At 59.0% G+C, this 23,938-nt stretch carries 19 protein-coding genes; 2 read left to right on the forward strand and 17 right to left on the reverse strand.

Going from position 1 to position 23,938, the window contains the following annotated elements:
* Positions 1–4: 4 nt before the first annotated feature.
* Together H6A20_RS05630 and H6A20_RS05635 are read right to left on the reverse strand one after the other, a co-directional pair.
* Positions 5–4,654, reverse strand: a complete 4,650-nt coding sequence (locus tag H6A20_RS05630; RefSeq protein ID WP_204906170.1) for a DUF4062 domain-containing protein — start codon at positions 4,652–4,654, stop codon at positions 5–7.
* A 91-nt stretch (positions 4,655–4,745) separates the two neighbouring features.
* Positions 4,746–5,615: a hypothetical protein gene (locus tag H6A20_RS05635; RefSeq protein ID WP_204906171.1), complete on the reverse strand. Its 870-nt coding sequence runs from the start codon at positions 5,613–5,615 to the stop codon at positions 4,746–4,748.
* A gap of 111 nt (positions 5,616–5,726) precedes the next feature.
* Here H6A20_RS05635 and H6A20_RS05640 point away from each other — a divergent pair, with 111 nt between their 5' ends.
* The gene (locus H6A20_RS05640; protein ID WP_204906172.1) at positions 5,727–6,734 is read left to right on the forward strand and encodes a hypothetical protein; all 1,008 of its coding nucleotides are present in this window, start codon (positions 5,727–5,729) and stop codon (positions 6,732–6,734) included.
* Positions 6,735–6,817: 83 nt separating this feature from the next.
* Here H6A20_RS05640 and fliB read toward each other — a convergent pair whose 3' ends face one another.
* Genes fliB through H6A20_RS05660 form a run of 4 tightly spaced genes read right to left on the reverse strand, consistent with a single transcriptional unit; the run spans position 6,818 to position 11,985 of the window.
* Entirely contained in the window at positions 6,818–7,957 is a 1,140-nt protein-coding gene (gene fliB / locus H6A20_RS05645; protein ID WP_204906173.1) for a flagellin lysine-N-methylase, read from the reverse strand.
* A 23-nt stretch (positions 7,958–7,980) separates the two neighbouring features.
* Positions 7,981–9,606 carry a phosphoenolpyruvate--protein phosphotransferase gene (ptsP, locus tag H6A20_RS05650; protein ID WP_204906174.1) on the reverse strand — a complete coding sequence of 542 codons (1,626 nt, stop codon included), beginning with the start codon at positions 9,604–9,606 and terminating at the stop codon, positions 7,981–7,983.
* A gap of 7 nt (positions 9,607–9,613) precedes the next feature.
* Complete coding sequence (gene cysK, locus H6A20_RS05655; RefSeq protein ID WP_204906175.1) at positions 9,614–10,546, reverse strand: cysteine synthase A; 933 nt, start codon at positions 10,544–10,546, stop codon at positions 9,614–9,616.
* A 26-nt stretch (positions 10,547–10,572) separates the two neighbouring features.
* Positions 10,573–11,985, reverse strand: coding sequence for an amidophosphoribosyltransferase (locus H6A20_RS05660; RefSeq protein WP_204906176.1), 1,413 nt, complete (start codon positions 11,983–11,985; stop codon positions 10,573–10,575).
* A 259-nt stretch (positions 11,986–12,244) separates the two neighbouring features.
* On the opposite strand from H6A20_RS05660, the gene H6A20_RS05665 reads away from it, so the two are divergent.
* Positions 12,245–12,445: a cold-shock protein gene (locus H6A20_RS05665; RefSeq protein WP_204906177.1), complete on the forward strand. Its 201-nt coding sequence runs from the start codon at positions 12,245–12,247 to the stop codon at positions 12,443–12,445.
* Between the two features lie 171 nt (positions 12,446–12,616).
* Here H6A20_RS05665 and H6A20_RS05670 read toward each other — a convergent pair whose 3' ends face one another.
* From H6A20_RS05670 to H6A20_RS05720, 11 genes are all read right to left on the reverse strand, one after another.
* Entirely contained in the window at positions 12,617–13,318 is a 702-nt protein-coding gene (locus H6A20_RS05670) for a P-II family nitrogen regulator (protein ID WP_204906178.1), read from the reverse strand.
* Between the two features lie 14 nt (positions 13,319–13,332).
* Positions 13,333–14,874 (reverse strand): DUF1538 domain-containing protein, encoded by a 1,542-nt coding sequence (locus H6A20_RS05675; RefSeq protein ID WP_204906179.1) that lies wholly within the window; start codon positions 14,872–14,874, stop codon positions 13,333–13,335.
* 15 nt (positions 14,875–14,889) lie between these two features.
* Positions 14,890–15,756 (reverse strand): bifunctional 5,10-methylenetetrahydrofolate dehydrogenase/5,10-methenyltetrahydrofolate cyclohydrolase, encoded by an 867-nt coding sequence (locus H6A20_RS05680; protein ID WP_204906180.1) that lies wholly within the window; start codon positions 15,754–15,756, stop codon positions 14,890–14,892.
* A gap of 82 nt (positions 15,757–15,838) precedes the next feature.
* Entirely contained in the window at positions 15,839–16,468 is a 630-nt protein-coding gene (locus tag H6A20_RS05685) for a cyclodeaminase/cyclohydrolase family protein (protein ID WP_330398064.1), read from the reverse strand.
* Between the two features lie 58 nt (positions 16,469–16,526).
* Positions 16,527–17,933, reverse strand: a complete 1,407-nt coding sequence (gene lpdA / locus H6A20_RS05690; RefSeq protein WP_204906181.1) for a dihydrolipoyl dehydrogenase — start codon at positions 17,931–17,933, stop codon at positions 16,527–16,529.
* A 22-nt stretch (positions 17,934–17,955) separates the two neighbouring features.
* The gene (locus tag H6A20_RS05695; protein ID WP_204906182.1) at positions 17,956–18,954 is read right to left on the reverse strand and encodes a lipoate--protein ligase; all 999 of its coding nucleotides are present in this window, start codon (positions 18,952–18,954) and stop codon (positions 17,956–17,958) included.
* A complete protein-coding gene (gene gcvPB, locus H6A20_RS05700; protein ID WP_204906183.1) occupies positions 18,951–20,393 on the reverse strand; it encodes an aminomethyl-transferring glycine dehydrogenase subunit GcvPB in 1,443 nt (480 codons plus the stop codon). The genes H6A20_RS05695 and gcvPB overlap by 4 nt, the downstream gene beginning before the upstream one ends.
* 3 nt (positions 20,394–20,396) lie before the next feature.
* A complete protein-coding gene (gene gcvPA / locus H6A20_RS05705) occupies positions 20,397–21,707 on the reverse strand; it encodes an aminomethyl-transferring glycine dehydrogenase subunit GcvPA (RefSeq protein ID WP_204906184.1) in 1,311 nt (436 codons plus the stop codon).
* 44 nt (positions 21,708–21,751) lie between these two features.
* Positions 21,752–22,135: a glycine cleavage system protein GcvH gene (gene gcvH / locus H6A20_RS05710; protein WP_087174094.1), complete on the reverse strand. Its 384-nt coding sequence runs from the start codon at positions 22,133–22,135 to the stop codon at positions 21,752–21,754.
* Between the two features lie 26 nt (positions 22,136–22,161).
* Positions 22,162–23,250, reverse strand: a complete 1,089-nt coding sequence (gene gcvT, locus H6A20_RS05715; protein ID WP_204906185.1) for a glycine cleavage system aminomethyltransferase GcvT — start codon at positions 23,248–23,250, stop codon at positions 22,162–22,164.
* A 243-nt stretch (positions 23,251–23,493) separates the two neighbouring features.
* The gene (locus H6A20_RS05720; protein WP_087174092.1) at positions 23,494–23,937 is read right to left on the reverse strand and encodes an amino acid-binding protein; all 444 of its coding nucleotides are present in this window, start codon (positions 23,935–23,937) and stop codon (positions 23,494–23,496) included.
* Between the last annotated feature and the right edge of the window lies 1 nt (position 23,938).

Genomic DNA, 23,938 nt, shown 5'->3' on the forward strand with positions numbered 1-23,938 from the left:
CTCCCTATTTCACTTCCTCCGCCAGTTCCCTTTCGACAGCGGCCAGTTCTTCCCTCCCTTTTTCCTCAAGCATCCGGTCAAATAACTCCTTCTCCGCTTCCGACATATGCCTGCGCAGCACTGCCCTCATTTGGACCTGTTTCTGAAACTTCATCCTTTTCAGATACTCCGGATCTTCAAGGATTTTCTCCCATACATTCTCATCTCTTGTCCTTTCGTAGTATTCGAGCAGCACTGCCACGTACTGTTCTTTCCACTCGTCCTGCAGAATGCTTCCACTGCACACCATCTGCTCGTACGCATACATTCCCATCTGCATTTCTTCCACAGTCATCTGTTTCGGATGGTTCCATTCTTTATAAAAGGTTTTTCTGTAATACGCTCCGGCCATATCCCGGTATTCTTCCTGCTCACTGGCGCGGAGCCGGTCCGCAATGTTTATCCTGATCTTCATCCTCCCGGCAGCCGTGCCAAGATTGCCGACAAATTCATCCAGCTTCCTGCCCAGGGCTGCCATGTCTTCCGCCGGGATATCCGCAAAAAAATCCTTTTCTTTCAGGAGCTCTGCCATCCGCGCCCTGCTCCTGTGCCGTGCCTGTCCAAAGAGCGGATCCGCATCCGTACCGAACGAAACGCACTTCAGCAGACGTCCCAGCAGTTCCCCCTTCTCCTTCCCCTCTGCCGCAAAAAGCATGGCCTCGTCTGCGGCAGACCGTACAAGCGATCCAAAGGGATCCGTTTCTTTTTCTGCCTTTCCGGATAATTCCTGGTAAAAGCGCATCTCTTTTACAGATTTTCCCAGAGATTTCTGTTTTTCCGGATCGCTTTCTCCTTCCAACAGGAAGAATCTGCAGAGCACGCGCAGCAGCCTTTGCTCCTCTCCATCGCCCCCACTCCAGCCGTTTTCCTCCATCTTCTCCAGGTAATCCGCCGCGAGTTCGTACTCCCCTGCCAGGAAGCAATTCCGTATGATCTGAGGAAGGTATGTAAAATCCCCCTTGCGTATCCTGTCGCCGACGCGCCCTGCCAGATATTTCTTCTTTCTCTGATCCTCATGCAGGGCCGCGCTTAGCAGACTCCAGTCCACTTCACCGGCGGACGGAGCGCTTTCCTCCCACTGCAATACGGTCCTGTCATAATATGAGCGTGCGGCCTGCCGCCACATGGCAGCGTAACTGCGAGGATGATCCGGAGCCTTCAGGGCTCTCCGTTCCCGGTACAGCTCTGCCGCACGGTCCGTAGCCCGCTTTTCAAGCAGGACCTGTATATACATATCATAGAGCAGATGTGCCAGAACCTTCTGTTCCGCCCATGCATCTTCGTCCAGTTCCCTGTACTCCCGGTACGCAGCCTCCAGGACAGGTTCCGGGTCTTTCCCGTTATGATATAACCCAAGCGCCTGATAGACATGGCTCTTAAACAGGCGCCGCCGGTTCCATTTTGCCGGTTTCTTTTCAAAAAGCCGGGATGACGCATCCGCCATGATCCGGGCGTCCCTCTCCATTTCAGAAAACCGGTCCAGGCTGGCAGACGCATCTGCCAGCAGTTCAAAGGCGTCATAAATATAGCGGTCAGGTCCCGTTTTCAGGAGGGTTTCCGCTACAGGACGGACCTCGCTCAGGATCTTCTCGCACACATCACGGCTGCCGTCAGACTCCAGTTCAAACTGCATGATCTCCAATTTACATTTGGAGAAAAAGCGCCGGTACTCCGGCTCTTCCGGGCATTCCTCCGCCAGTTCCCCATAGAGGCGGATGGCTTCCGCATACATCTTTCTGACATCTGGCTTCTGTGCCACAGCTGCGGAAAGCCCTGCTGCCCAGCATTGCCGCGCATACCCTTCCTTCGCATCCAGCGTGCCGCAGCTTTCATACATTTTCTTACAATACTGATATGCTTCCTGGTCAAACGGATATCTGGAATCTGTCCCCGCGGCATAAGCCACCTGCCTGAGGATCCTGACCAGCATACGCATGTTGTTCACAGCCGGATAGTTCTTCACGAGCTCCCGCGCCAGTTTCAGCGCTTCATCTGCGTAAGACCGGGACCGTCTCTCATCAAAATGTCCGCCAGCCCTGTCGCAGTAGCATACGGCCAGGTCTCCGAGCACTGCGATCCGCTGTCTCGCCAGATCCGAATGATCAAGATCTTTCTTATTCCTTAAGATATCCTGCAGGGAAGATTCCAGTATCTCCGGGCGGGTTTTCTGTTCTGTATCCGCATAATCCCAATACAGATCCTCTTTGACCCTTGCTTTCTGATAACAGATCTCTTCGTCTTCCGGCCTGCGCAGCTCTGCCCGCTCCAAATGTTCCAGCGCGCTCTTTTGGTATTCCATTGATCCCGCCATATCCTGATCAGCGAGGGAAGAAACCGTTGCTTTTATTCTGTACATGACCGCTGTCTGAAGTTCTCTCTCCGCTTCCGGCAGTTTGTCCAGCAGCTGTTCCATGTCCCTGATGCACTGCCTGACCTGCCCATACTCCTTCCGCCCCGCATAGAAGTCCGCTGCTTTTTTCAGGCATCTGCATCTGATCGCACCGCTGATCTCTTTCATCCCGCTCAGTTTCCGGAGCATCCGGATATGAAAGAGCGCGGTCTGCTTCCGGTATGCATATTTCCCGAATTTCTCCTGCCAGAATGCCGCAAATGCATCCGTCGGATACGCGTCTGCAAGCTCCAGGAAATACAGTTCATATGACGGATCACGCTCTGCCAGCTCCGCGACCGCTCCGCCCAGCCGGTCCGGTTCAAATCCGCCGCTGTCTTCCAGGATCTCACCGCCGAACCTGCTCTTTTGTTCCAGGACATAATAGAACCCTTCCTGCTTTAGAAACGCTTTGTTTTCTTTTGCATACTGAACAAAGCTCTCCATGCACCTCTCTTTTTCTTCCGCGCTCATCTGCCTTTGCAGGGCTTCCCTGAAAAGGCGGTGGCGGAACGTCCACTTCCCGTCCTCTTTCTGCACAAACGCCTCATAAAGATAGGAGGCAAGCTGCTGGAACCTGATCTGGGCGAATGCCTTCCCTTCGGTTCTCAGAAGATCTGAAAGCTCCGTCTCTGTTAACCCGGATCTGGACAGGGTGATGAGACACAGTACCTCATACAGATATTCCGCCTCAAAATGGTCCATTGCCGCTTTCAGGAGATAGAGCACCATGTCTTCCTGTCTGTCCGGCATTCCGGCCAAAAGCTTTTCCATATAGCAGTGGATGCCGTCCATTCCCGGGGCAAGTCTCTCTGCCTCCCCGAATTCTTTCCCGTCCATCATAAAAAAGCGCTGCAGGATACTGGACAGATAGAGGGGATTGCTGCTGCTTTCTTTCGCCGCGATATCCCCCATCAGGACATCGTCCAGCTTCTTCCCCCGTCTGCCGGCTGTGCGGAGCATCACCTGCTCCTGCCCGGACCGTGTAAGTTCCCTCACCTCTGTCAGCCACGGAAATATCGTCTTCCCGACCGGCACGGTATACGCAAAATCATCCAGAGAAGACACCACAAAGATAAGGTGGGGACAGATCCGGACAAAGTCCAGTTCCGGCTCCTTCTCCTTTTCATACAACTGATCCAGTGCATCGATGAAACAGATCACTTTCCTGTCTTTTGCTTCCGTATCCAGTTCAGATAATCTCTCATCCAACGTCATCCCGTCTTCCCTGTGGGGAGACTGCGTGATGCGCTCCAGCCCGCAGATCAGCATCTGCTTCAGCAGATCCGGGTTCTGGCATCCCGGGTTCCCTGCGAAATACAGGATAACCGGATAACCGGCCTTTTCCAGTCTCTGCGCGCAGGCAGCCATGAGCGCGCTTTTCCCGGTTCCGGCCGCGCCTTTTACTTTCACCAGATTGCACGACAGGCCCGCTGATCCCTGCAGGAAGACGGCAGCCTGTATGTTCCGGCACACACCTGCCTCCTCGACCGGTCTCTCCACATAGGAGGAGAGATACTGCTCTTTTGTCCGCTTTATTTCCAGCAATACGCGCTCCTGCCAGCCGGTTTCCCTGAAATCCTTATACTCCCTGCGGATCATCTGCTCAAGAATGCGGTACAGCTCTTCGCCAAATGTATCCAGTCCGCTGATCTTGCACCGGTCTCTGTCCCATTTCGCCTCATAATCGAGCACAACTGCATCTTCCATGCCCCGGATGGCCGCCTTCAGATCAGACAACTTCCTCCTGTGCTCTTCACTTTCGCTTTCATAAATGCTGCGGTACTCCGGGTCTATCTCTCCGATCACGGACGGACCGCGCATGCAGAACACACAGTGTTCCAGATCGCTTTTCTCCCGCAGCGCTCCGTACCGGATCTCCAGATTAGTGATGCTCATTCCCGGCTGATAGTACGCATCCACGCGCATGTCATTTGCGGAAGCGACAATCTCATCCCCGGGGATCCACCCGTAGCGCTCCCCGAGAAGCACAATGATATAAGGAACGCATCGGTCGATCGCATCGATGCAGACTTTCAGCACCATGTGTCCGCTCTCTTCTTCCGTCATGTCCGCCGTATCCACGCCCCAGCGGAGATCCAGCTCCTGCACATCCTCCCCGTACTCTGCAGCCATCCTCCTGAGCCGCGGGAATATTTTTTCATGCAGCAGATCCCTTTCCGCCTGCATATCCTTAAATGTACTGGAAATAAATACTGATTTCATCTTTTTGTCTCCCTGCTCCGGATTTTACTGTTTTTATCTTACCGCAATTATACACTTTTCACAACAATAAAGAGCTGCCGGCTCCCGCCCTTCAGATCTCCTCAAAATGCATCTCCCGCCACTTCCGCCCCGCCTCCTGGAGCTGACGGGTCACCCGGGCCAATTCCTCGTACTGCCGTCCGGCCCGGGCAAGCTGCTCCTCCTGCTGCCGGCGGACCTGGGCGAGCTGCTCCTCGTACTGCCGGCGTGCCTTTGCAAGCTGCTCCTCCTGCTGCCGGCGGACCTTTGCAAGCTGCTCCTCCTGCTGCCGGCGGGCCTTCGCGGCCTCCTCCCCGGGATCCGCCAGGCCGCGGAACCTCTCCCCGTCCCAGACAAAGCGCCTTGTCTTTTGGCCCGCTTCCGTCACGGCCAGCGCCGTCCCCGTCTCCAGCCCGGCCGCCTCGAAATCCAGGGAACCGTCTCCCCCGGCAACCACTCCGCACCGATCCGCCCCGGCCGCAAAAGGAAACCCAAGCCACAGCCTCCGGCGTTTCCCCCCGCCGTCCTCTGTCTCCTCCAGAAAAAGCAGTCCCGCCCCCTCCCCGGCCGGAAAAAGGAAGGGGTGCAGGATGCGCCCCGCCCTGGCGCTGTCTGCGCCGGACATCTCCGGCGGCGGACAGGTTTGGTAAGGGAACAGCTGACTTTGCCGGCTCATGCCGGGGCGCAGCGCCCCGGCAGGGAACACCCCGCAGACCAGTTCCCCGGTCCTTTGCACATACGCGCAGCAGATCCTGTCCCCCCGCATACAGGCGGCCGGCCCGGACAGGCAGTCTTCCGCCAGCACCGCCGCCCCCGCCTCCATCCTTCTGTCAAAGCCCCTCCCATATCTTCCAAACGGCGGCAGCCAGACAAATAAAAGCCTGCCTCCCGCGCTGTACAGCGCCGCCCTGCGCCCGTCCTTCGTCTGCAGCACACAGTCCATTCCTTCTCCACGCTCCCGGTGCGTCTTTGTCTATGTATATGGGATTTCCCGAACAGAAAGACATCTCGCGCATAAAATAAACTGAAGAACAAAAAAGAGAGGTCTACTCATATGGCAAAATATATTCCCAAGAACTGCAGATGTTCCGGGAAACGGCGCTATGTCAGCCCCGGCATCACCACCCACGCGGACTGTATCGATGTGTGCACCAACCCGGTCTGCGGGACGCCGGACACGCTCACGCTCCTGGCCCCGGTCGTCTATGATGAGATCGGCATCAACCTCTGCCGGGAGATCCCTCTGACCGGCACCATCACAGGCAATCCGCCCCTGTCAGCCTCCGCCCAGATCCTGGATGTGACGTTTGGCAGCACGGGGGCAGGCACGACCGTAAGCCCCATCCCCGGACGGCCCAACTGCTATCTGGTGACGCTCACCAACCTGTCCGTCAATTTCGCGGTCAATATCTACGACTGCTCCGGCAGGCTGATCAACACGCTCACGGAGACAGCCGTCTATCTCCCGCCGGCATCCGACACAGCGGACAGCCAGTACCTGGACGACGAGACCAACCCGTCCAGCGTGGAACTCGAGATCTTTGCGCCCTACGGGCTCTCCTACAGGGATGCCGCGGTAAGCGAGCCGGTGATCAACTACATCGGCTTCTCCACCACGAACAACGCCCTGCGCCAGGGCCTGAACATGATCGCCATCCCGCGGATCCTGAGCTTTGACCCGTCTGCCCCGTCCCTCACTCTGGGGATCAGCGTCTATATCAAGAGCGTGTACTTCTCACAGTACCTGTTCCCCAACAAGGGCAGGGCGTCTGTGCCGAAGGGAAGCATCGTACCGGATGAGGACACCATCTGCATGGATTTCGTGTCCGGCGAACTGCTGGACTATGAGATCAAGCCGCTGGAACTGGGCCCGCCCAAATGCGAGGAGAAGCTGAAAAAGGACTGCGCCTTCTGCACGCCCTGCTGTTCCTCCGTCACACAGGGAGACGAGACAGGAACCCCTTCCTCCGTCTCTTCACCAGCCGCCCCTGCTGCGGACACCGGATCCGGCGGGGCCGGCAGCGCGGGAACTGCCGCGGACACGGCCGGCACCGCCAGCTGACAGCAAAGCGGGCGCCGCACAGGAATGTTCTTCCTGCGCAGCGCCCGCTGCTTTTTTTCACATTGTCTTTTATCAAAGCCGCCTCACTGCCCCGGATGGGTCAGGTCCCAGAAATAATCCTCCAGGGCCAGCAGATTCTCATCGGAGTGCTCCACCTCCCTGGCCCAGCGGTACGCCATCCGGACAAAGGCCGCCCCGTCCGGCTCCTCCCCGTACAGATACCGGCGCGCCATGAGAAGCTCCAGGATCCAGTCTGCACTAAACAGCGCGAGCAGCACCTTCCCGTGGATGGAGTCATCGTAGACAGCCCCGCAGAAGTACGTGTAGATAAAAAACACAGCCAGCTTCTCCGGCAACCGCTCATCCAGCCCGGTCTTTTCAAGGAACGCCCCGCGCAGCTCCCGGTACTCCTCCCCGCTGCAGGATGAGAGAAACCGCCGCTCGTCCGCCATCAGGTCGTCCCAGGCCGGGTCCAGCCTCTCCAGGCTGCACAGAAGCCTGCGCTCCCTCTCCCGCTGCTTATGCCCGGGGCTGCGGCGCATCCACCTGTCCTTCGCAGGCCGGATCAGATCCGTCTGCCCGGATATCCCCGGCTTTTCCGCCGCTTCCTGCATCCTGCGGATCTCCTCGTCCATCCCGGAATAATCGCCCGCCTCGAGGCACTCCTGCAGGTCTCCCGCAAAGGCGAGACAGATCTCCCCCCGCTTTTCAAACGGGAGCTCCCGCTTCTGCAAAAGCGCAAAGAGCACCTCCCTTGCGTCTGCCAGCCTTGTGTAGAGAAGCAGGTCGAACCCCTCCTCAAAGCACTCCTCCTCCGGCGTGTCCTCTGTCAGGAGGGAGAAGGGACCCGTCTCCTCCAGGATCATGCGGGCGGCCACCGGGCAGGAGAGAGACAGGGAGTACTCCCGCACATTCTCAAACTCTTCCACATGGCGGGGATACTGCCTGCACGTCTCGCACAGCGCCTCCTCCCCCTTTTCCCGGATCAGGTCGCACAGCCCGCTGTCATCCAGCATGGCGCACCGGCCGTCCCGCTGCCGGAACACGCCCTCCTCCCAGGAGACGCAGCCCTGCATCCGCCTGCCAAAGTCCCCTGTATAGTCCCTGTACCGCTTGAGGGACTGCGCGTCGATCACGATCTGCCAGCCCTCGCAGCAGGTGGACGGGCACGCATCCGCAGCGCACCGGAACGCATCGTAATACGAAGGTCTCACATACCTCATATCCGCTCCTGTCCCCGGGGATCCTACCGGATCTCCCGGATCTTTTTCCGCAGCGGCAGCACCTTGCCCGGCGCCACGGACAGTTCATCGATCCCCATCTGTAGGAAGGTCTCCGTCATATCCGTGTCTGCCGCCAGATCCCCGCAGATGCTGATATGCTTCCCTTCCAGGTGCACATTGTTCGCCACGATCCGGATCATCTTGATGAGCGCCGGGTGATAGGGATTGTAGAACCCGGTCAGCTTGCGGTTGGTCCGGTCCATGGCCAGGGTGTGCTGGGTCAAGTCGTTAGTCCCGATGCTGAAGAAGTCGACTTCCCTGGCGAGCTCCCCGCTGATCATGACGGCCGCCGGCGTCTCGATCATGACGCCGACGCGGATATTCTCGTCATAGGCCGTCTTCTCTTCCTTCAGCTCCGCCTTGGCCCGCTCCAGAACCTTCTTCGCCTCCGTCACTTCCTCGATGGAGGTGATCATGGGGAACATGACCTGCAGGTTGCCGAACGCAGATGCCCGCAGGATGGCCCGCAGCTGGGTCTTGAACATCTCCCGCTTGTCCAGGGAGATCCGGATGCCCCTGTACCCGATCATGGGGTTGGCCTCCCCCTGGATCTCCATGCCCTCGGGCATCTTGTCCCCGCCCAGGTCCGCAGTCCTTATGACCACCTTCTTGGCTCCCATGGCCTCGGCCGCCAGCCGGTACACCTGGAACTGCTGCTCCTCGGTGGGCAGCCTGCCGGGCGTCTCCATGTAGAGGAACTCGCTGCGGAACAGGCCGATCCCGCCTGCGTCGCTGCGCAGGACCCTCTCAATGTCCTCCCGGCTGCCGATGTTGGCGCACACCTCGATCTTCTGGCCGCTCTGGGTGATGTTCTCCTTGCCCTTGAGCCGCTCCAGCGTCTCTACTTTCTGCATGTGCTGCTGCTTCTTCTGCTTCATCTTCTCCATGGTCGTCTGATCCGGCTCAATGTACAGCTTCCCGTCAAAGCCGTCGATGATGACCATTTTCCCCTCGTAGTCCTTCTTCAGGGCCTCTCCGAGCCCGATCACGGATGGGATTCCCTTTGTCCGCGCCAGCACGGCCGTGTGGGAATTGATGGAGCCGTACATGGTGACAAAGCCGAGGACTTTTGTCTTGTCGAGCCGGACCGCCTCGCTTGGGTACAGGTCCCTGGCCGCCATGATAAACGGCTCGTCCATGATCATGCGGTCCTTCCTTCCCCTGGAGAGGATGCGCAGGATGCGGGCCACCACATCGTGGACGTCCGCCTCGTGCCCACGCACGTAGCTCTCCGGCCTCGCCCCGCATGTCTTGAGGAACTCCCGGGCGGACTCCCGGACCGCGTACTCCGCGTTCAGCTTCTGCTCCGTGATGATCCGGACTACCTGGTTCAGGAACGCGTCATCCTCGATCACCATCTGCTGTACCTCAAAGATCATGGCGTTCGTCTCGCCCAGCTCGCCTGCGGACTCCTCGCAGAGCTCCTGCAGTTCTTCCGCGGTCCGCACCCGGGCCTTCTGGAAGCGCACCAGCTCCTTCTCCGCATCCTCCACATAGATCCGGCGCACTTCCCGCTCCCCCCTGTTGAAAAAGACGAGGCGGCCGATCACGATGCCTTCCGATACTTTTTTTCCTGTTAAAGTAATCATACGTATTTCACTCCTCGAAAAGTGGTGTGGACAGATAGCGCTCTCCTGTGTCCGGGAGCAGCGCCACGATCGTCTTCCCCGCAAATCTGTCCTGTCCTGCGAGAAGAAGGGCTGCATGAAGAGCCGCGCCGGAGGTGATCCCGGTCAGCAGGCCCTGCCGCGCTGCCAGCATCCTGGCTGCCCGGTACGCCTCCCGGGTCTCTACCCGGATGACGGCATCGTACAGGTCTGTATCCAGGATCTCCGGGACAAACCCGGCCCCGATCCCCTGCAGGCCGTGAGGCCCGGCTGCGCCCCCCGAGAGGACGGGGGAGTCCGCCGGCTCCACCGCAACAAGATGGATATCCGGATTTTTCTCCCTGAGGAAACGGCCCGTTCCCGTGATGGTCCCGCCGGTCCCCACGCCGGCCACAAACACATCCACCTGGCCGCCTGTATCCTCCCAGATCTCCGGCCCGGTCGTCTCATAGTGGGCCCGGGGATTGGCCCCGTTCACGAACTGCCCGAGCACAACCGCCCCTTTTGTCTCTGCCGCCAGCTCATCCGCCTTCCGGATGGCGCCGGCCATGCCCGCAGCCGCGTCTGTCAGGACGATCTTTGCCCCGTAGCCCTGCAGGAGCTTGCGCCGCTCCATGCTCATGGTCTCCGGCATGGTGAAGATGACCCGGTAGCCGCGGGAGGCAGCCACGGCGGCAAGGCCGATGCCGGTGTTGCCGCTGGTGGGCTCTATGATGGTGTCCCCGGGCCGGATCCGGCCCTTCTCTTCCGCGTCCAGGATCATGGAGAGGGCCGCCCGGTCCTTCACGCTCCCGGCCGGGTTAAAGAACTCCAGCTTGACAAGCACCCTGGCTTTCAGCCCCAGCTCCCTCTCCAGCGCGGCGGGCTCAAAGAGCGGGGTCCTGCCGATGAGTTCCTCTACCCGTGTATAGATTGCTGCCATATCGGTCCAACCTCTCCTTTTCGTTCTTATTCTTTCCCGTTAAAGCAGTAGGTGCACACTTTGCACGGCTCGATGCCGATAGAGGCCAGCAGGTCGTCCAGACGGTGATACCTAAGCGTCGTGAAATTCTGCTTCCTCCGGATCGCCTCGATCATCTTCGCATAGCGGCAGGAATCCGGATCCGTGTACTCCTCCAGCACTTCCTGCGGGCAGTCCGGCCCCTCCTCTTCCTGGATCACGCGCCGTGTGATGAGCTCCATCTCCGACTTGGAGCGGGAGAAGTTGAGGTACTTGCACCCGTACAAAAGAGGCGGGCAGGCGGGACGTATGTGCACTTCCTTCGCGCCGCTCTTATAGAGGAACTCCGTCGTCTCGCGAAGCTGCGTCCCGCGCACGATGGAGTCGTCGATGAGAAGCAGCTTCTTATCCTCGATCAGCTCCCGCACCGGGATCAGCTTCATGCGCGCGATCAGGTTCCGCTGGCTCTGGTTCTGCGGCATAAAGGATCTTGGCCACGTGGGCGTATATTTGATAAAGGGGCGGGCAAAGGGGATCCCGGATTCATTGGAGTACCCGATGGCGTGGGCGATGCCGGAGTCCGGCACGCCGGCCACGATGTCCGGTTCCACGTTTCCATCGTCCCGCTTTGCCAGCATGCTGCCGCAGCGGTAGCGCATGGCCTCCACGTTCACACCCTCGTAAGTGGAGGTCGGATAGCCGTAGTACACCCACAGGAAGGAGCAGATCTTCATCCTGTCCCCGGGTGGCAGCATGACTTCCACGCCCTCCGGCGTCACGTAGTCGATCTCGCCTGGTCCCAGCTCCCGGTAGTCTGTGTAACCCAGGTTGATGTAGGCGAAGCTCTCAAACGAGAGGCAGAACGCATCCTCCTTGCGGCCGATCATAAGGGGCGTGCGCCCGCAGAGATCCCGGGCCGCGTAGATGCCGTCCTTTGTCATGATCAGCAGGGTGAGGGAGCCGTCCACCAGCTCCTGGGCGTAGCGGATGCCCTCCACATAGGAATCCTTCCGGCAGATCAGGGAGGCCACCAGCTCTGTGGCGTTGATGACGCCGCCGCTCATCTCCTGGAAATGGGAATGCCCCTCGTCATAAACCTTCTTCAAAAGCTCGTCCATGTTGTTGATCTTCCCCACCGTCACGATGGCAAAGCTCCCCAGATGAGACTGGATGAGCAGCGGCTGGGGCTCGTAGTCCGAGATGCAGCCAATCCCCAGATTGCCCTTCATCTCCTCCACATCCCGCTCAAACTTTGTCCGGAACGGGGAGTTCTCGATATTGTGGATCGCCCGGCAGAAGCCGTCTTTCCCGTGGGCCGCCATACCTCCCCTCCTCGTCCCCAGATGGGAGTGGTAGTCCACCCCGTAGAAGAGCTCCAGCATACAGTCATTCTTAGATGCGACACCGAAAAGTCCGCCCATGTACGTTTCCTCCTTTTCTATTTTTCCCAAGTTTTTACATTTCTGTTCCCAATACTTTTCTATTATACTGGATTCTCCGTATTTGCACAAGGAAAACTGCACATGCTGTCTCCCGGAAGCCGCGGATTTTCTGTATATTTCTGTCATATAGATTGACTTTTAATTCGATTTATGCTACGCTGACAGAGTAAATTTACAGACAATTCTGTAGATTTATGAACCTTTTATCTTTTATTTATATTTTATGTGGAGGTAGTCTATGAGCAAAGGTACTGTAAAGTGGTTCAACAATCAGAAGGGCTATGGTTTCATCTCAGATGAGGAGGGAAAAGACATCTTCGTTCACTACTCCGGACTTCAGATGGACGGCTTTAAGACGCTCGACGAAGGACAGCAGGTAGAGTTCGATGTGACCGAGGGAACCAAGGGACCTCAGGCTGTCAATGTTGTGAAGCTGTAGAGGCCACAGACAAGGCATTAATCGGCATAAGATGTACCTTTTATTTATATAAACGGCAATTTCATTTAGATATTTAAAAGCAATACATGTAAACGCGATTAAAGCACTGCATCAGACGTGCACGAAAAAGAGGAGGCATAAACGCCTCCTCTTTCGTATGATCTCTGTGTGCTATACCTGCTCCCCGCTCTCGTCGTCCTCCTCGATGAGGCGCAGGCCGGCCGTGTCCGTGACAGGGAGGGAAAAGACGATGGCCTTTGCCTTCGTATCCATGCCGGCGCCCTGCATCACAGCCTGCATGATGGCGTTCTTTTTCTCCGTCTTCGCGACGATGAGCACAAGCTCCTTCTCAGAGACTAAGGAGACGCCCAGGAACTTCTCCGCCCGCTTCATCCCGGTCCCCCTGGCGTGCAGCACTGTGCCGCCGCCCGCGCCGGCCCTCCTGGCCGCGTCCATCACCATCTCGTTGTACCCCTGGTTTGCGATCACTACGATCAGTTCGTGTGCTGTATCCTTCAAGACTGTCTCCTCCCCTTTCTCAAAATTCTGCCCGTCCAGCAGGAACAAAAGCTCCCTCTTCCCGCCGATGCTGCTTACGGGAACCGTAAATGCGATGCCCGTACCGGGCACATCGATCCGGAACTTCTGCCGCAGGCCTTTTTTGACGGTCTGCCACACATCGCCTGTCACAACAGAGAGGGCGACCGCCTTCTCCGCATCCTCGAGCCCCAGGTAATCCAGGATCTCGCTGCCGGCAGTCCCCTTCCCCAGGGCCACGATCTGCACGTCCGCCTGCCTGCCCGCGTAAAACTCCAGAAATCTTTCCGTATCTTTCCGGTCGATGACCGTCACCATCATATATACTTCACTCATAGCTGTACCTCTCCCTACAATTCAATAACCGCGTCATCCGCATAGGCGTCCAGGGACATGGGCGCGCCCGCGGCAGCCGTCGCCTGCGCCCTGCGCTCCTGAAGCCGGTAGATCAGGCCGATCACCTGGATCGTGATCAGGGGCGTCATGGCCACCATGGCCACCACGCCGAAGGCGTCCGCCACCACGTCTCCCCCCACCGCCAGGCAGGCGCCTGTGGCAAAGGGAAGCAGGAAGGTAGCCGTCATGGGCCCGGAGGCCACGCCGCCGGAGTCAAAGGCCACGGCCGTGAAGATCTTCGGCACGAAGAAGGACAGCCCGATGGCAAGGGCATAGCCCGGCACAAGGAGCCAGAAGATGGAGATCCCCGTCAGCACCCGCAGCATGGCAAGTCCGACGGAGACCGCCACGCTGATGGACAGGCCCGTCTTCATGACGCCGCTGTCGATGGCGCCGTCCGTCAGTTCCTCCACCTGCCGGGTCAGCACGTACACGGCCGGCTCCGCCATGACGATAAAGTAGCCGATCAGCATGCCGATGGGGACGATGATCCACCGGTAGGGAAGGGCCGCGATCATCTGGCCGAGGTAGTTCCCCGCCGGCATGAACCCTACATTCACGCCCGTCAGGAACAGAACAAGCCCGATGTATGTGTAGAACAGCCCCACCAGGATCTTGATCAGGGGCCGCTTTTTCAGCCGCAGGGAAAAGATCTGGAACAGGGCGAAGAACAAGGCGATGGGAAGCAGGGATACCGCGATCTCCCCCAGGTACTCGGGGAGCGCGTGCAAAAACAGCCTGCCAAGCTCAATGGAGTCCCCCACCTCCGTGAGGGCGGACTGGCTGTAGGCGCCCCCGTCCGTCTCGTAGATCAGCCCCAGGATGAGCACCGCCAGGATCGGGCCGATGGAGCAAAGGGCCACCAGTCCGAAGCTGTCATCCGCCGCGTGCCGGTCGCTCCGGATCGCGGCGATACCGATGCCCAGCGCCATGATAAAGGGCACGGTCATGGGGCCCGTCGTCACGCCGCCCGAGTCAAAGGCCACGGCGAGGAATGCCTTCGGCGTAAACGCCGCCAGCGCAAATACGATAAGATAGAACACCACCAGCATCCGCGGCAGGGGGATGCCAAACAGCATGCGCAGCAGGGCCACCACAAGGAAGAGCCCCACGCCTGCCGCCACCGCCAGGATAATGACCATGTTCGGGACCGCCGGCACCTGCTGGGCCAGCACCTGCAGATCCGGCTCCGACACGGTGATGATAAACCCGAGTACAAAGCCAAGGATGACCATCACCCACAGCTTCTTCGAGCGGGTCATACTGCTGCCCACCCTCTCCCCCATGGGGGTCATGGCCATCTCCGCCCCCAGGGTAAAGAACATCATCCCCAGCACAAGCATGGCCGCACCGATGATATATTCCAGCAGAATACCGGGCGACAGGGGGACAATGGTAAAACACAGCGCCAGCACGATGACGATGATGGGAAGCACCGCGCTGACCGCCTCTTTTAATTTCTCTTTCAGTCTCTCTGCTACTGTCTCTCTGCTCAAAAACCGTCTCCTTTCCTACTCTTTCTTCCGTTTCCCGCACACTGCCTGCGCCGCCCGCACCACGTGGGCGGCCAGCACGGAGGTCGTCACGCTCCCCACGCCTCTCGGGACCGGGCTGATCAGGGAAGCCTTCGGCTCCACCGCCTCAAAGTCCACGTCCCCGCAGAGATGTCCGTCCTCATCCACGTTGATGCCCACGTCCACCACCACAGCGCCTTCCCCTGCCATGGGGGCTGTGACCATCTTCGCCTTTCCGGCGGCAGCGATGAGTATGTCCGCCGCCCGGCAGGTGCCTGTCAGGTCCTCTGTCCGGGTGTGGCAGATGGTGACTGTGGCGTGCCGCTTAAGGAGCAGCATGGCCAGGGGTTTGCCCACCACCATGCTCCTTCCGATGACAGTCACCTTCTTTCCCTTTGGATCAATACCGTAGTGGTCCAGCATCTCCATCACCGCCTCCGGCGTACAGGGCGCATAGCCGCTGTCGTCCCCGGAAAAGACCTTCGCTATATTGACAGGACTCAGGCAGTCCACGTCCTTGACCGGGTCGATAAGGCTCTTTAGGGGCTCTTCGTCCAGATGCCCGGGAAGGGGGCGGAACACTAAGATCCCGTGTACGGAAGGGTCCCTGTTCAGCGCTTCCAGCGCCTCCTCCAGCTCCCTCTGGGAGACGTCCTCCGGAAGCTCTGTCACCTGGCATCCGATACCCGTCAGCTCCATCCGTTTCTTTGCTCCCCGCTCATAGGAGAGGTCGTCCGGCCTTGCCCCCACCCGCAGGATCGCCAGCTTTGGCTCTGTCCCCCTCTCCTTCAGCGCTTCTGTCCTCTGTATCAGGCGCTCCTTCATGGCCTTCGCCACTTCGGTTCCCAACATCACTGTTCCCATCTTTTTGTCCCTCCTGTGTTGTGTCTGCATGCTGCTTCCGCATGTCGTCCGTCCACCGTCAGGCTTCCGGATCGGTACCGCTCTATTTTACACTCTGGAGCACCTGGCTGTAAATACGCTCTTTCTTCTCCCGGCCCTCTGCGATCATCCGGTCAGCCCGGCCGTTCAGCTCCTCCGCCCGGCCTCTGTCCTTCATGAGCCGTGTGTTGATAAAGACATTTAAGGAGGCTCCCTCCAGGGCCGCCTGGGCAAAGAGGATGCCCACCCCCACGTCACTTAAGGCCAGCCTGCTGCCCTTCTCCCCCAGGACCTCCAAAAGGTCCATGGAGGCGAGCACGGTCTCCATGATCTCCAGCGGGGCCACGCTGGCGTCGTAAAGGGCGGACTCCATGACTTTCTCCCTGGCAGCCTTCTCCTCCTCTGTATTTTTCGGGAGCCCGTAGGCCCTGGACAGGGGCTCAAAGGCCTGGGCGTCCCGGTCTGTCAGGGCGACCAGCCTGTCCCGCAGCTTCCCCAGCTCCTCCAGGGCCGCCAGGATCTCCTCCTCCACTGCCGCGTATTTCTTTTTCCCCACAGTCAGGTTCGCCACCATCATGCCAAGGGCAGCCCCGAAGGCTCCCACAGCGGCGGAGGCTCCCCCTCCCCCGGGCACGGGGGCCTTGGAAGACAGCTCCTCAAGGAACTCCGTAGTCTTCATCTCCAGCATCATCATAGTCTTTCTCCTTCTCTTTTTGTCTCTGTCCTTCTGTCTGTTCTCTCTGGCTCTTCTGCTATCTCTTCTTTCTGGGCATCACATGGATGGCTCCGCCCTTCAGCTCCTCCAGCGCCTCCGCCACGCCCTCATTGTAGGTGGGGTGGGGACGCATGGCCCGGAGCACCTGGGAAGCCGTCAGATGGTTTTCGATAGCGCTGACAAACTCACCGATCATGTCTGTGGCCCGGCCGCACATCATCTGCACGCCCAGTATCTCCTCTGTCTCCTCATGGATGACCACCTTGATAAAGCCTCTCTCCTCCTTTGAGATGAGGGATTTCCCGTTGGCGCTCATGATGAACTTGCCTGTCCGCACAGGGATCCCTTCCCCTTTGGCGGTCTCCTCGTCCAGCCCCGCCGAGGCGATCTCCGGCTCCGTGTACACGCAGCCCGGCACCACCGCCAGGTCCACAGAGGGCTCCTGTCCTGCCAGCAGCTCCGCCAGCACCATGCCCTGGGCGCTGGCAGCGTGGGCCAGCTGTGCGCCCGGGATCATATCCCCGATGGCGTAGACGCCCGGGATGCTCGTGGCAAACCTGTCATCCACGAGAACGCGGCCACGCTCCATATCCGGGACTGCACCCTCCCCAAAAAGTCCCTCCGAGGCGGGCCGTCTCCCCACGGCGCAGAGCACATACTGTCCGGAGACGGACTGCTCTTTTTCCTTCTCCTCAAACCGGCAGACAAGTCCGCCCGCCGCCTCTTCCACAGACCGGACTGCCGCTCCCGTGTGGATATCCACTCCTCTCTTCTTCAGGATCATCTTCAGGTTCTGGGAGATTTCTTTGTCCATGTTTGGCACCAGCCGGGGCATGGCCTCCAGGATCGTCACCTTACAGCCAAGGGAGGAATAGATGGTGGCGAACTCCACGCTGATGACGCCTCCCCCTATGATGACCAGGCTCTCAGGCACCTCCCGCAGCGCAAAGAGCTCGTCGCTTGTCAGGACACCAGGCAGATCCATGCCCGGGATGGGCAGGATGACAGGTCTTGAGCCGGCCGCCAGCACCACTTGCTCCGCCTGGTACACCTGCTTTTCTCCGTCCTTCTCCACTTCCACCTGTCTTCCCGGGAGGAGCCTTCCCCTGCCCGCCAGACAGGTCACGCCGCCTCCCTTAAGGAGCTGCTCCACTCCCTGCACCAGCTGGTCTGTGGTCTCCTCCTTGTAGGCCAGGATCTTCTCAAAGTCAAAGCTGACTCCCTCTGCCTTTACCCCGAACCGCTCCGCCTGCCGGATCTCCCGGTAGAGTCCGGAGGCGTGGAGCATGGCCTTGGCCGGGATACAGCCCCGGTTCAGGCAGGTCCCCCCCGCCCGGCTCTCCTCCACAACGGCCGTCTTCAGCCCCAGCTTTGCGGCCTTGATGGCGCACACATAGCCCCCGGGCCCCGCGCCTATGATGATCAGATCGAATCTTTCTTCCATATCCTCTTCTCCTTTTGTCTCCCTATATCTCCTCCGACGCGACCCACCGGATGACATCCCGCAGCATCTCTGCCTCAGCCGGGTCGGCCGGGTGGAGCAGGCCAAGCTGCCTGCAGAGGGCCTTCCTGCTGTACCTGGCGTTTTTCAGACAGTCGGGAAGAGCCAGGATAAGCCCCGGCTTCAGGGCGTCTGAATAGACCGCCGCGTCTGTCACTTTTCCCTGATCCACCTTCAGCTCCACAGAGAGGCTCCCCCAGGGAAACCGGTGAGACAGCTCAAACTGGAATTCCAGCCTGCGCCCAAATTTCCACTCCCAGGATGCAAAATATTCCTCGTCGGCCTTCAGCCTCTCCCCGTCCAGCTCCTCCTCTGTCAGGGGAGTGCTCCTCTGGCCGTACACCTCCTCAAAGGCCTGCCGCAGTGCTGCCTTCAGCCTGTCTATAGTCAGGTCCGGGACAAATTCCCGCAGGTTGGCCACTCTGGAGCGGACAGAGTCCACACCCTTGGACTTCAGCTTCTCCTTATTCACCGTGAGATAGCTGCCCAGCACCTCCTTGTCCACGTCCACCATCAGCGTACCGTGGTGATAGCAGTAGTCTCCCTGCTCATAGTAGGCATTCCCGGAGAATTTCCGCCCGTCTGCCAGAAGGTCGTTCCTGCCCGACCGGACCGCAGGGATGCCCAGGGCCCTGACCGCCCGCAGGATCACCTCGGTCTGCCTTTCCACGCTGTAATCCTTCTTTCTCACAAGGAAAGTAAAATTCAGGTTCCCCAGGTCATGGTAGACAGCACCGCCTCCGGAGAGCCGGCGGGCCACATACCCGCCGTCCTCTTCCAGGCGGCTCACCCTGCACTCCTTCCAGGCATTCTGGTTCCTCCCGATGACAACCGTCCTCTGGTTCTGCCAGAGATACAGGATGCACTCCCTCTCGCCGCAGGTCTCCAGAAGATATTTTTCCACAGCCAGATTGTGGTAGGGCACAAACTGCCCGCTCTCTGTATATCTGATGGTGTCGATCATACTTCTCCCTCTGCTCCGAAATCATAGGTGAGGACCGGATGTCGGGCCGCCTCCACCTCGTCCAGCCTTGTGACCGGCGTGGTGACAGGCGCCTCGTGCAGTTTCTCCGGATCTGTCTTCGCCAGCTCATACAGGCTGCGGAACACCTGGATGGCATCGTCCAGCGTCTCCTTTGACTCGGTCTCCGTGGGCTCCACCATGAGGGCCTCCTCCACGATCAGGGGGAAGTACATGGTCGGCGGGTGGATGCCGTTGTCCAGCAGTCCCTTGGCAATGTCCATGGCCGAGATGCCGGTCCCCTTCTTCAGGTCCGCAAGGCTCATGACAAACTCGTGCATGCAGGTCTCGTCATAGGCCATGGTGTACAGATCCTTCAGGGCGCATCTCATGTAGTTGGCGTTCAGCACCGCGTTCTGGCTGGCCTCCCTGATGCCCTCTCTCCCCAGGGTGAGGATGTAGGTGAGGGCCCGCACCACCACAAGGAAATTGCCGTAGAAGCTCTTCATCTCCCCGATGCTCCGGGACGGCCTCTCAAACCGGCAGCAGTCCTCCCCCGTCACGAGAACGGATGGAAGGAAATCTGTCAGCAGCTCCCTGCAGCCCACCGGACCGCTTCCCGGGCCGCCGCCTCCATGGGGCGTGGAAAAGGTCTTGTGGAGGTTCAGGTGGACCACGTCAAAGCCCATGTCACCCGGGCGCACAGTGCCCATGACCGCATTCAGGTTCGCCCCGTCATAATAACACAGTCCGCCGCATTTGTGCACGATATCTGTGATCTCAAGGATATTTTTGTCAAACAGTCCCACTGTGTTGGGATTGGTCAGCATCAGGCCCGCCACGTCATCGCCGGCCGCCTCCCTCAGCTTCCCGATGTCCACACAGCCCTCCGCGTTGGAGGGGATGGTCACCACGGAGTAGCCTGCCATGGCCGCGCTGGCCGGGTTGGTGCCGTGGGCCGAGTCGGGAACAAGTATCTTCGTCCTCTTTCCATCCTTCCTGCTCTCATGGTAGGCCTTGATGAGGAGAAGCCCGGTAAATTCCCCGTGGGCTCCCGCCGCGGGCTGGAAGGTCATACGGTCCATGCCGGTGATCTCACACAGATATTTCTCCGCCAGGCGCAGCACCTCCATACAGCCCTGCACCGTGTCCTCTCCCTGGAGAGGATGGATCTCGGTAAATCCGGGAAGGGAGGCCACCGCCTCGTTGACTCTGGGATTGTATTTCATGGTGCAGGAGCCCAGGGGATAAAAACCGTCGTTGACCCCGTGGGTCTTCCTTGCAAGCTCCGTGTAGTGCCGGGAGATCTCCACCTCGGACAGGGCGGGCAGGTGGAGCTCCTTCCCCCGTCTGTCCCCCTCCGGCAGGCTCACGGTCTCCACATCGCAGGGAGGAAGCGCAGGGCATCCTCTGCCTGGTCTGCTCTTTTCAAATACTAACATGCCTTACACCTCCTTCAGGATGCGGACTGCCTCGTCCATCTCTTCTTTTGTGTTCATCTCCGTGCAGCACCAGAGGATCCGGTGGTCGTCCAGGGGAAGTCCACCCAGGATGCCGTGCTCCTCTAGGGCCTGCAGCGCCCGGCCGGACTCCTTCTCCGACACGGTCACGAACTCGTGGAAAAACCCGCCCCTGTTCTCCAGCTCAAAGCCCGCCTCTCCCAGCCTTTTTGCAAAGTAGTGGGCCTTGGACAGGCAGGAGGAGGCGGCTCTTTCAAGCCCCTCATTTCCCATGGCTGTCAGGTAGACGCCCACCGCCAGGGCGCAGAGGGCCTGATTGGAGCAGATGTTGCTGGATGCCTTCTCCCTGCGGATATGCTGTTCCCTTGCCTGCAGGGTCAGCACGTAGCCGGTCTTTCCGTTCCGGTCCTTCGTCTGTCCCACGATCCTGCCCGGCAGCTTGCGCATCATGGCCCTGGTGGCGGCCATAAAGCCCAGGTAGGGTCCGCCGAAGGCGAGAGGAAGTCCCAGAGGCTGCCCCTCTCCCACCGCCACATCGGCCCCGTACTCGGCCGGTGTCTTCAGGATACCCAGCGAGATGGGATTCACGCTCATGATGAATTTGGCCCCCGCCTGGTGGACTGCCTCGCCGATCTCCTTTGCCGGCTCCAGGTTCCCGTAGTAATTGGGGTGCTGGATGAGGACGCAGGCTGTCTCTTTATCCAGGTGTGCCTTCAGCCACTCCACATCTGTCACACCGTCTTTTTCCGGTATCACCTCCAGCTCCATCCCGTTCCCAAAGCAGTAGGTCTTTACCGTCTCAAGGATGCAGGGAAGGACCGCGGCGGATATGCAGGCCCTGCCGCGCTTCCTCTCTCTGCACATGGCCACTCCTTCTGCCGCGGCTTCAGCGCCGTCATAGACGGAGGCGTTGGAGACATCCATCCCGGTCAGGTCACAGATCATGGTCTGGTATTCAAAGATGGACTGCAGGATTCCCTGGCTGATCTCCGCCTGATAGGGGGTGTAGGCAGTCTGCAGATTTTCCTTGGATGTCACGCTGCCCACCACGGCCGGGATGTAGTGGCGGTAGGCCCCCGCCCCCCGGAAGATGGTGGGGAACACTTTGTTCTTTGCAGCTATGGACTGCATCTTTCTCTTCACTTCCAGCTCAGAAAGCCCTTCAGGTATGTTCAGTCCGCCCTTCAGCTTCACCTCCTCCGGGATATCCCGGAACAGGTCGTCCATGGACGCATAGCCGGCGGCCTCAAGCATTGCCTGCCGTTCCTCCTGGGTGTTCGGCACATAGCTTCCCATATATTTCCCTCCTTCTTCTCTCCTTCTGCTTTCCTCCTCTGCTCTTACGCGTCCTTCTCACTCTCCACAAACGCCTCATACTCCGCCGCTGTCAGCAGCTCCTCCCGGTCAGAGATATCTTTGACCCTGACAAACCAGGCGTCGTAGGGTGCCTCGTTGATGGACTCAGGCGCATCCAGGAGTTCCTCGTTCACAGCGCTCACCACGCCGGTCACCGGGGAGTACACATCCGACACAGCCTTGACAGACTCCACGTCCGCAAAGCTCTCTCCTGTGGCCACCTCGTCGCCCTCCTCCGGGAGATTGACAAACACAAGGTCGCCCAGCTCAGACTGGGCGTAGTCTGTCAGTCCGATGAGGACCTCATCGCCCTCCTCTTTTACCCACTCGTGTGATCTTGAATACAGCAGTCCTTCTCTTAATTCCATGATCTTCTCCTTTCACTCTCTGTTTTCTATTTGCTCCTCTTGTAAAACGGAAGGGACACGATCTCGGCTTCCACCCGACGTCCTCTCACGTCCGCCTCCACCTTTGTCCCCGGCTCTGTGCAGTCCGCATCCACCAGGGCCATGGCCACCGGGCAGCCAAGATAGGGGCAGTGGGTGCCGGAGGTGGTGCGGCCGATGAGCCGGTCACCCAGGTATACGTCCTGATGCTCTCTTATGATGCCCCGGCCGGTCACTCTCAGTCCGATGCGCTTTCTTGCCGGTCCCCCCTTCTCCTCAAGGGCCCTCTTTCCGATGAAGTCCTCTTTTCCCATCTTCACCGCAAATCCCAGACCGGCCTCAAGGGGTGTCACCTGGTCGTCCATCTCGTGTCCGTAAAGAGGCATGGCCGCCTCCATCCGGAGTGTGTCTCTTGCTCCCAGGCCACAGGGGATCAGTCCCTCCTCCTCCCCGGCCGCAAGGAGAGCATCCCACATTTCCCGGGCCCTTGCGCTGTCCAGGTAGAGCTCCACCCCGTCCTCGCCGGTGTATCCGGTCTTTGAGATAACGCAGGGAATCCCCGCCGCCTCCGTGTCAAACACGGCGTGATAGTACTTCTTCGGGATATTTTCCTCTGCTGTGACCTTCCTCAGGATCTCCATGGCCTTCGGCCCCTGGAGGGCCAGCTGGGCGTACTGGTCCGACACATCGGTAAATGTCACCTCGCCGAACTGATGGTCCAGCATCCACTGGTAGTCCTTGTCCCTGTTGGCCGCGTTGACCACGATAAAATAGTCCTCATCGGCCTTTTTGTACACGATCAGATCGTCCACCGTGCCCCCCTGCTCATTGCACATGGGGCTGTATCTGGCCTGACCGTCTGTCAGATCGTCAAAATTGTTGGTCAGCATCATCTGCAGGTTGGCCAGGGCGTCCTTCCCCTGGCAGAGGATCTCCCCCATGTGGGACACATCAAAAAGCCCCGCCCGGGTGCGCACTGCCATGTGCTCTTTGATCACGCCCTCTTTGTACTGTACCGGGAGAAGATAGCCCCCAAAGGGCACGATCTTCCCGCCCGCCTCCACATGTGCCTCGTAGAGCGGTGTTTTCCGTTCCATTTCTCCTTTTCCTCCTTTGCCAGACTTTTTTATTGATGAGACAAATGAAAATAAAAAGGGAGAGACCGTCTTCTTCCCTTGAAACCAGTCTCTCCCTGTCCGTTCATCCAGAGCCTCGTCCAGATCGTAACACCTGTCTCATTAAATCTGGCTCTATTATAAACGCCCCGAAATTTTCTGTCAATAATTGTTTTTTATTTGACATTTCGTACAATTGTTTATTTTTTCACAACTATACAGTTTTTATACATTTGCCCGGTATGCCTCGTCAGCAGTGTACACGTCAAAGCCGCTTCCCTTCAGGATATCGATCACTCTTCCCGGCTCATCGCTCTTGAGCACTGCCGCGGCGTCGCTTCCGTTGGCAAAGGCGTACATGTACTCAATGTTGACCTCGCCCTCCACAAGCTGGTGCATGGCTTTTGCCAGCGAGCCCGTGGCGTGAGGCACCCGCAGGGCCACCACGTCCGTGAGCATGGCCGTGATCCCCTCCTCCTTCAGGACCATCCGTCCCTTGTGGGGGTCCGATACGATCATCCGGAGCATACCATACTCGGAGGTGTCCGCCAGGCTGAGGGCCACGATATTCACGCCGCCCTTTGCCAGCGCTGCCAGCACCTCGTCCAGACGTCCCTCCCTGTTCTCCAGAAATACGGATAACTGCTGTACTGTATTACTAATTCCCATG

It is taken from the genome of Mordavella massiliensis (assembly GCF_016901695.1).
Classification (GTDB): domain Bacteria; phylum Bacillota; class Clostridia; order Lachnospirales; family Lachnospiraceae; genus Claveliimonas; species Claveliimonas massiliensis_A.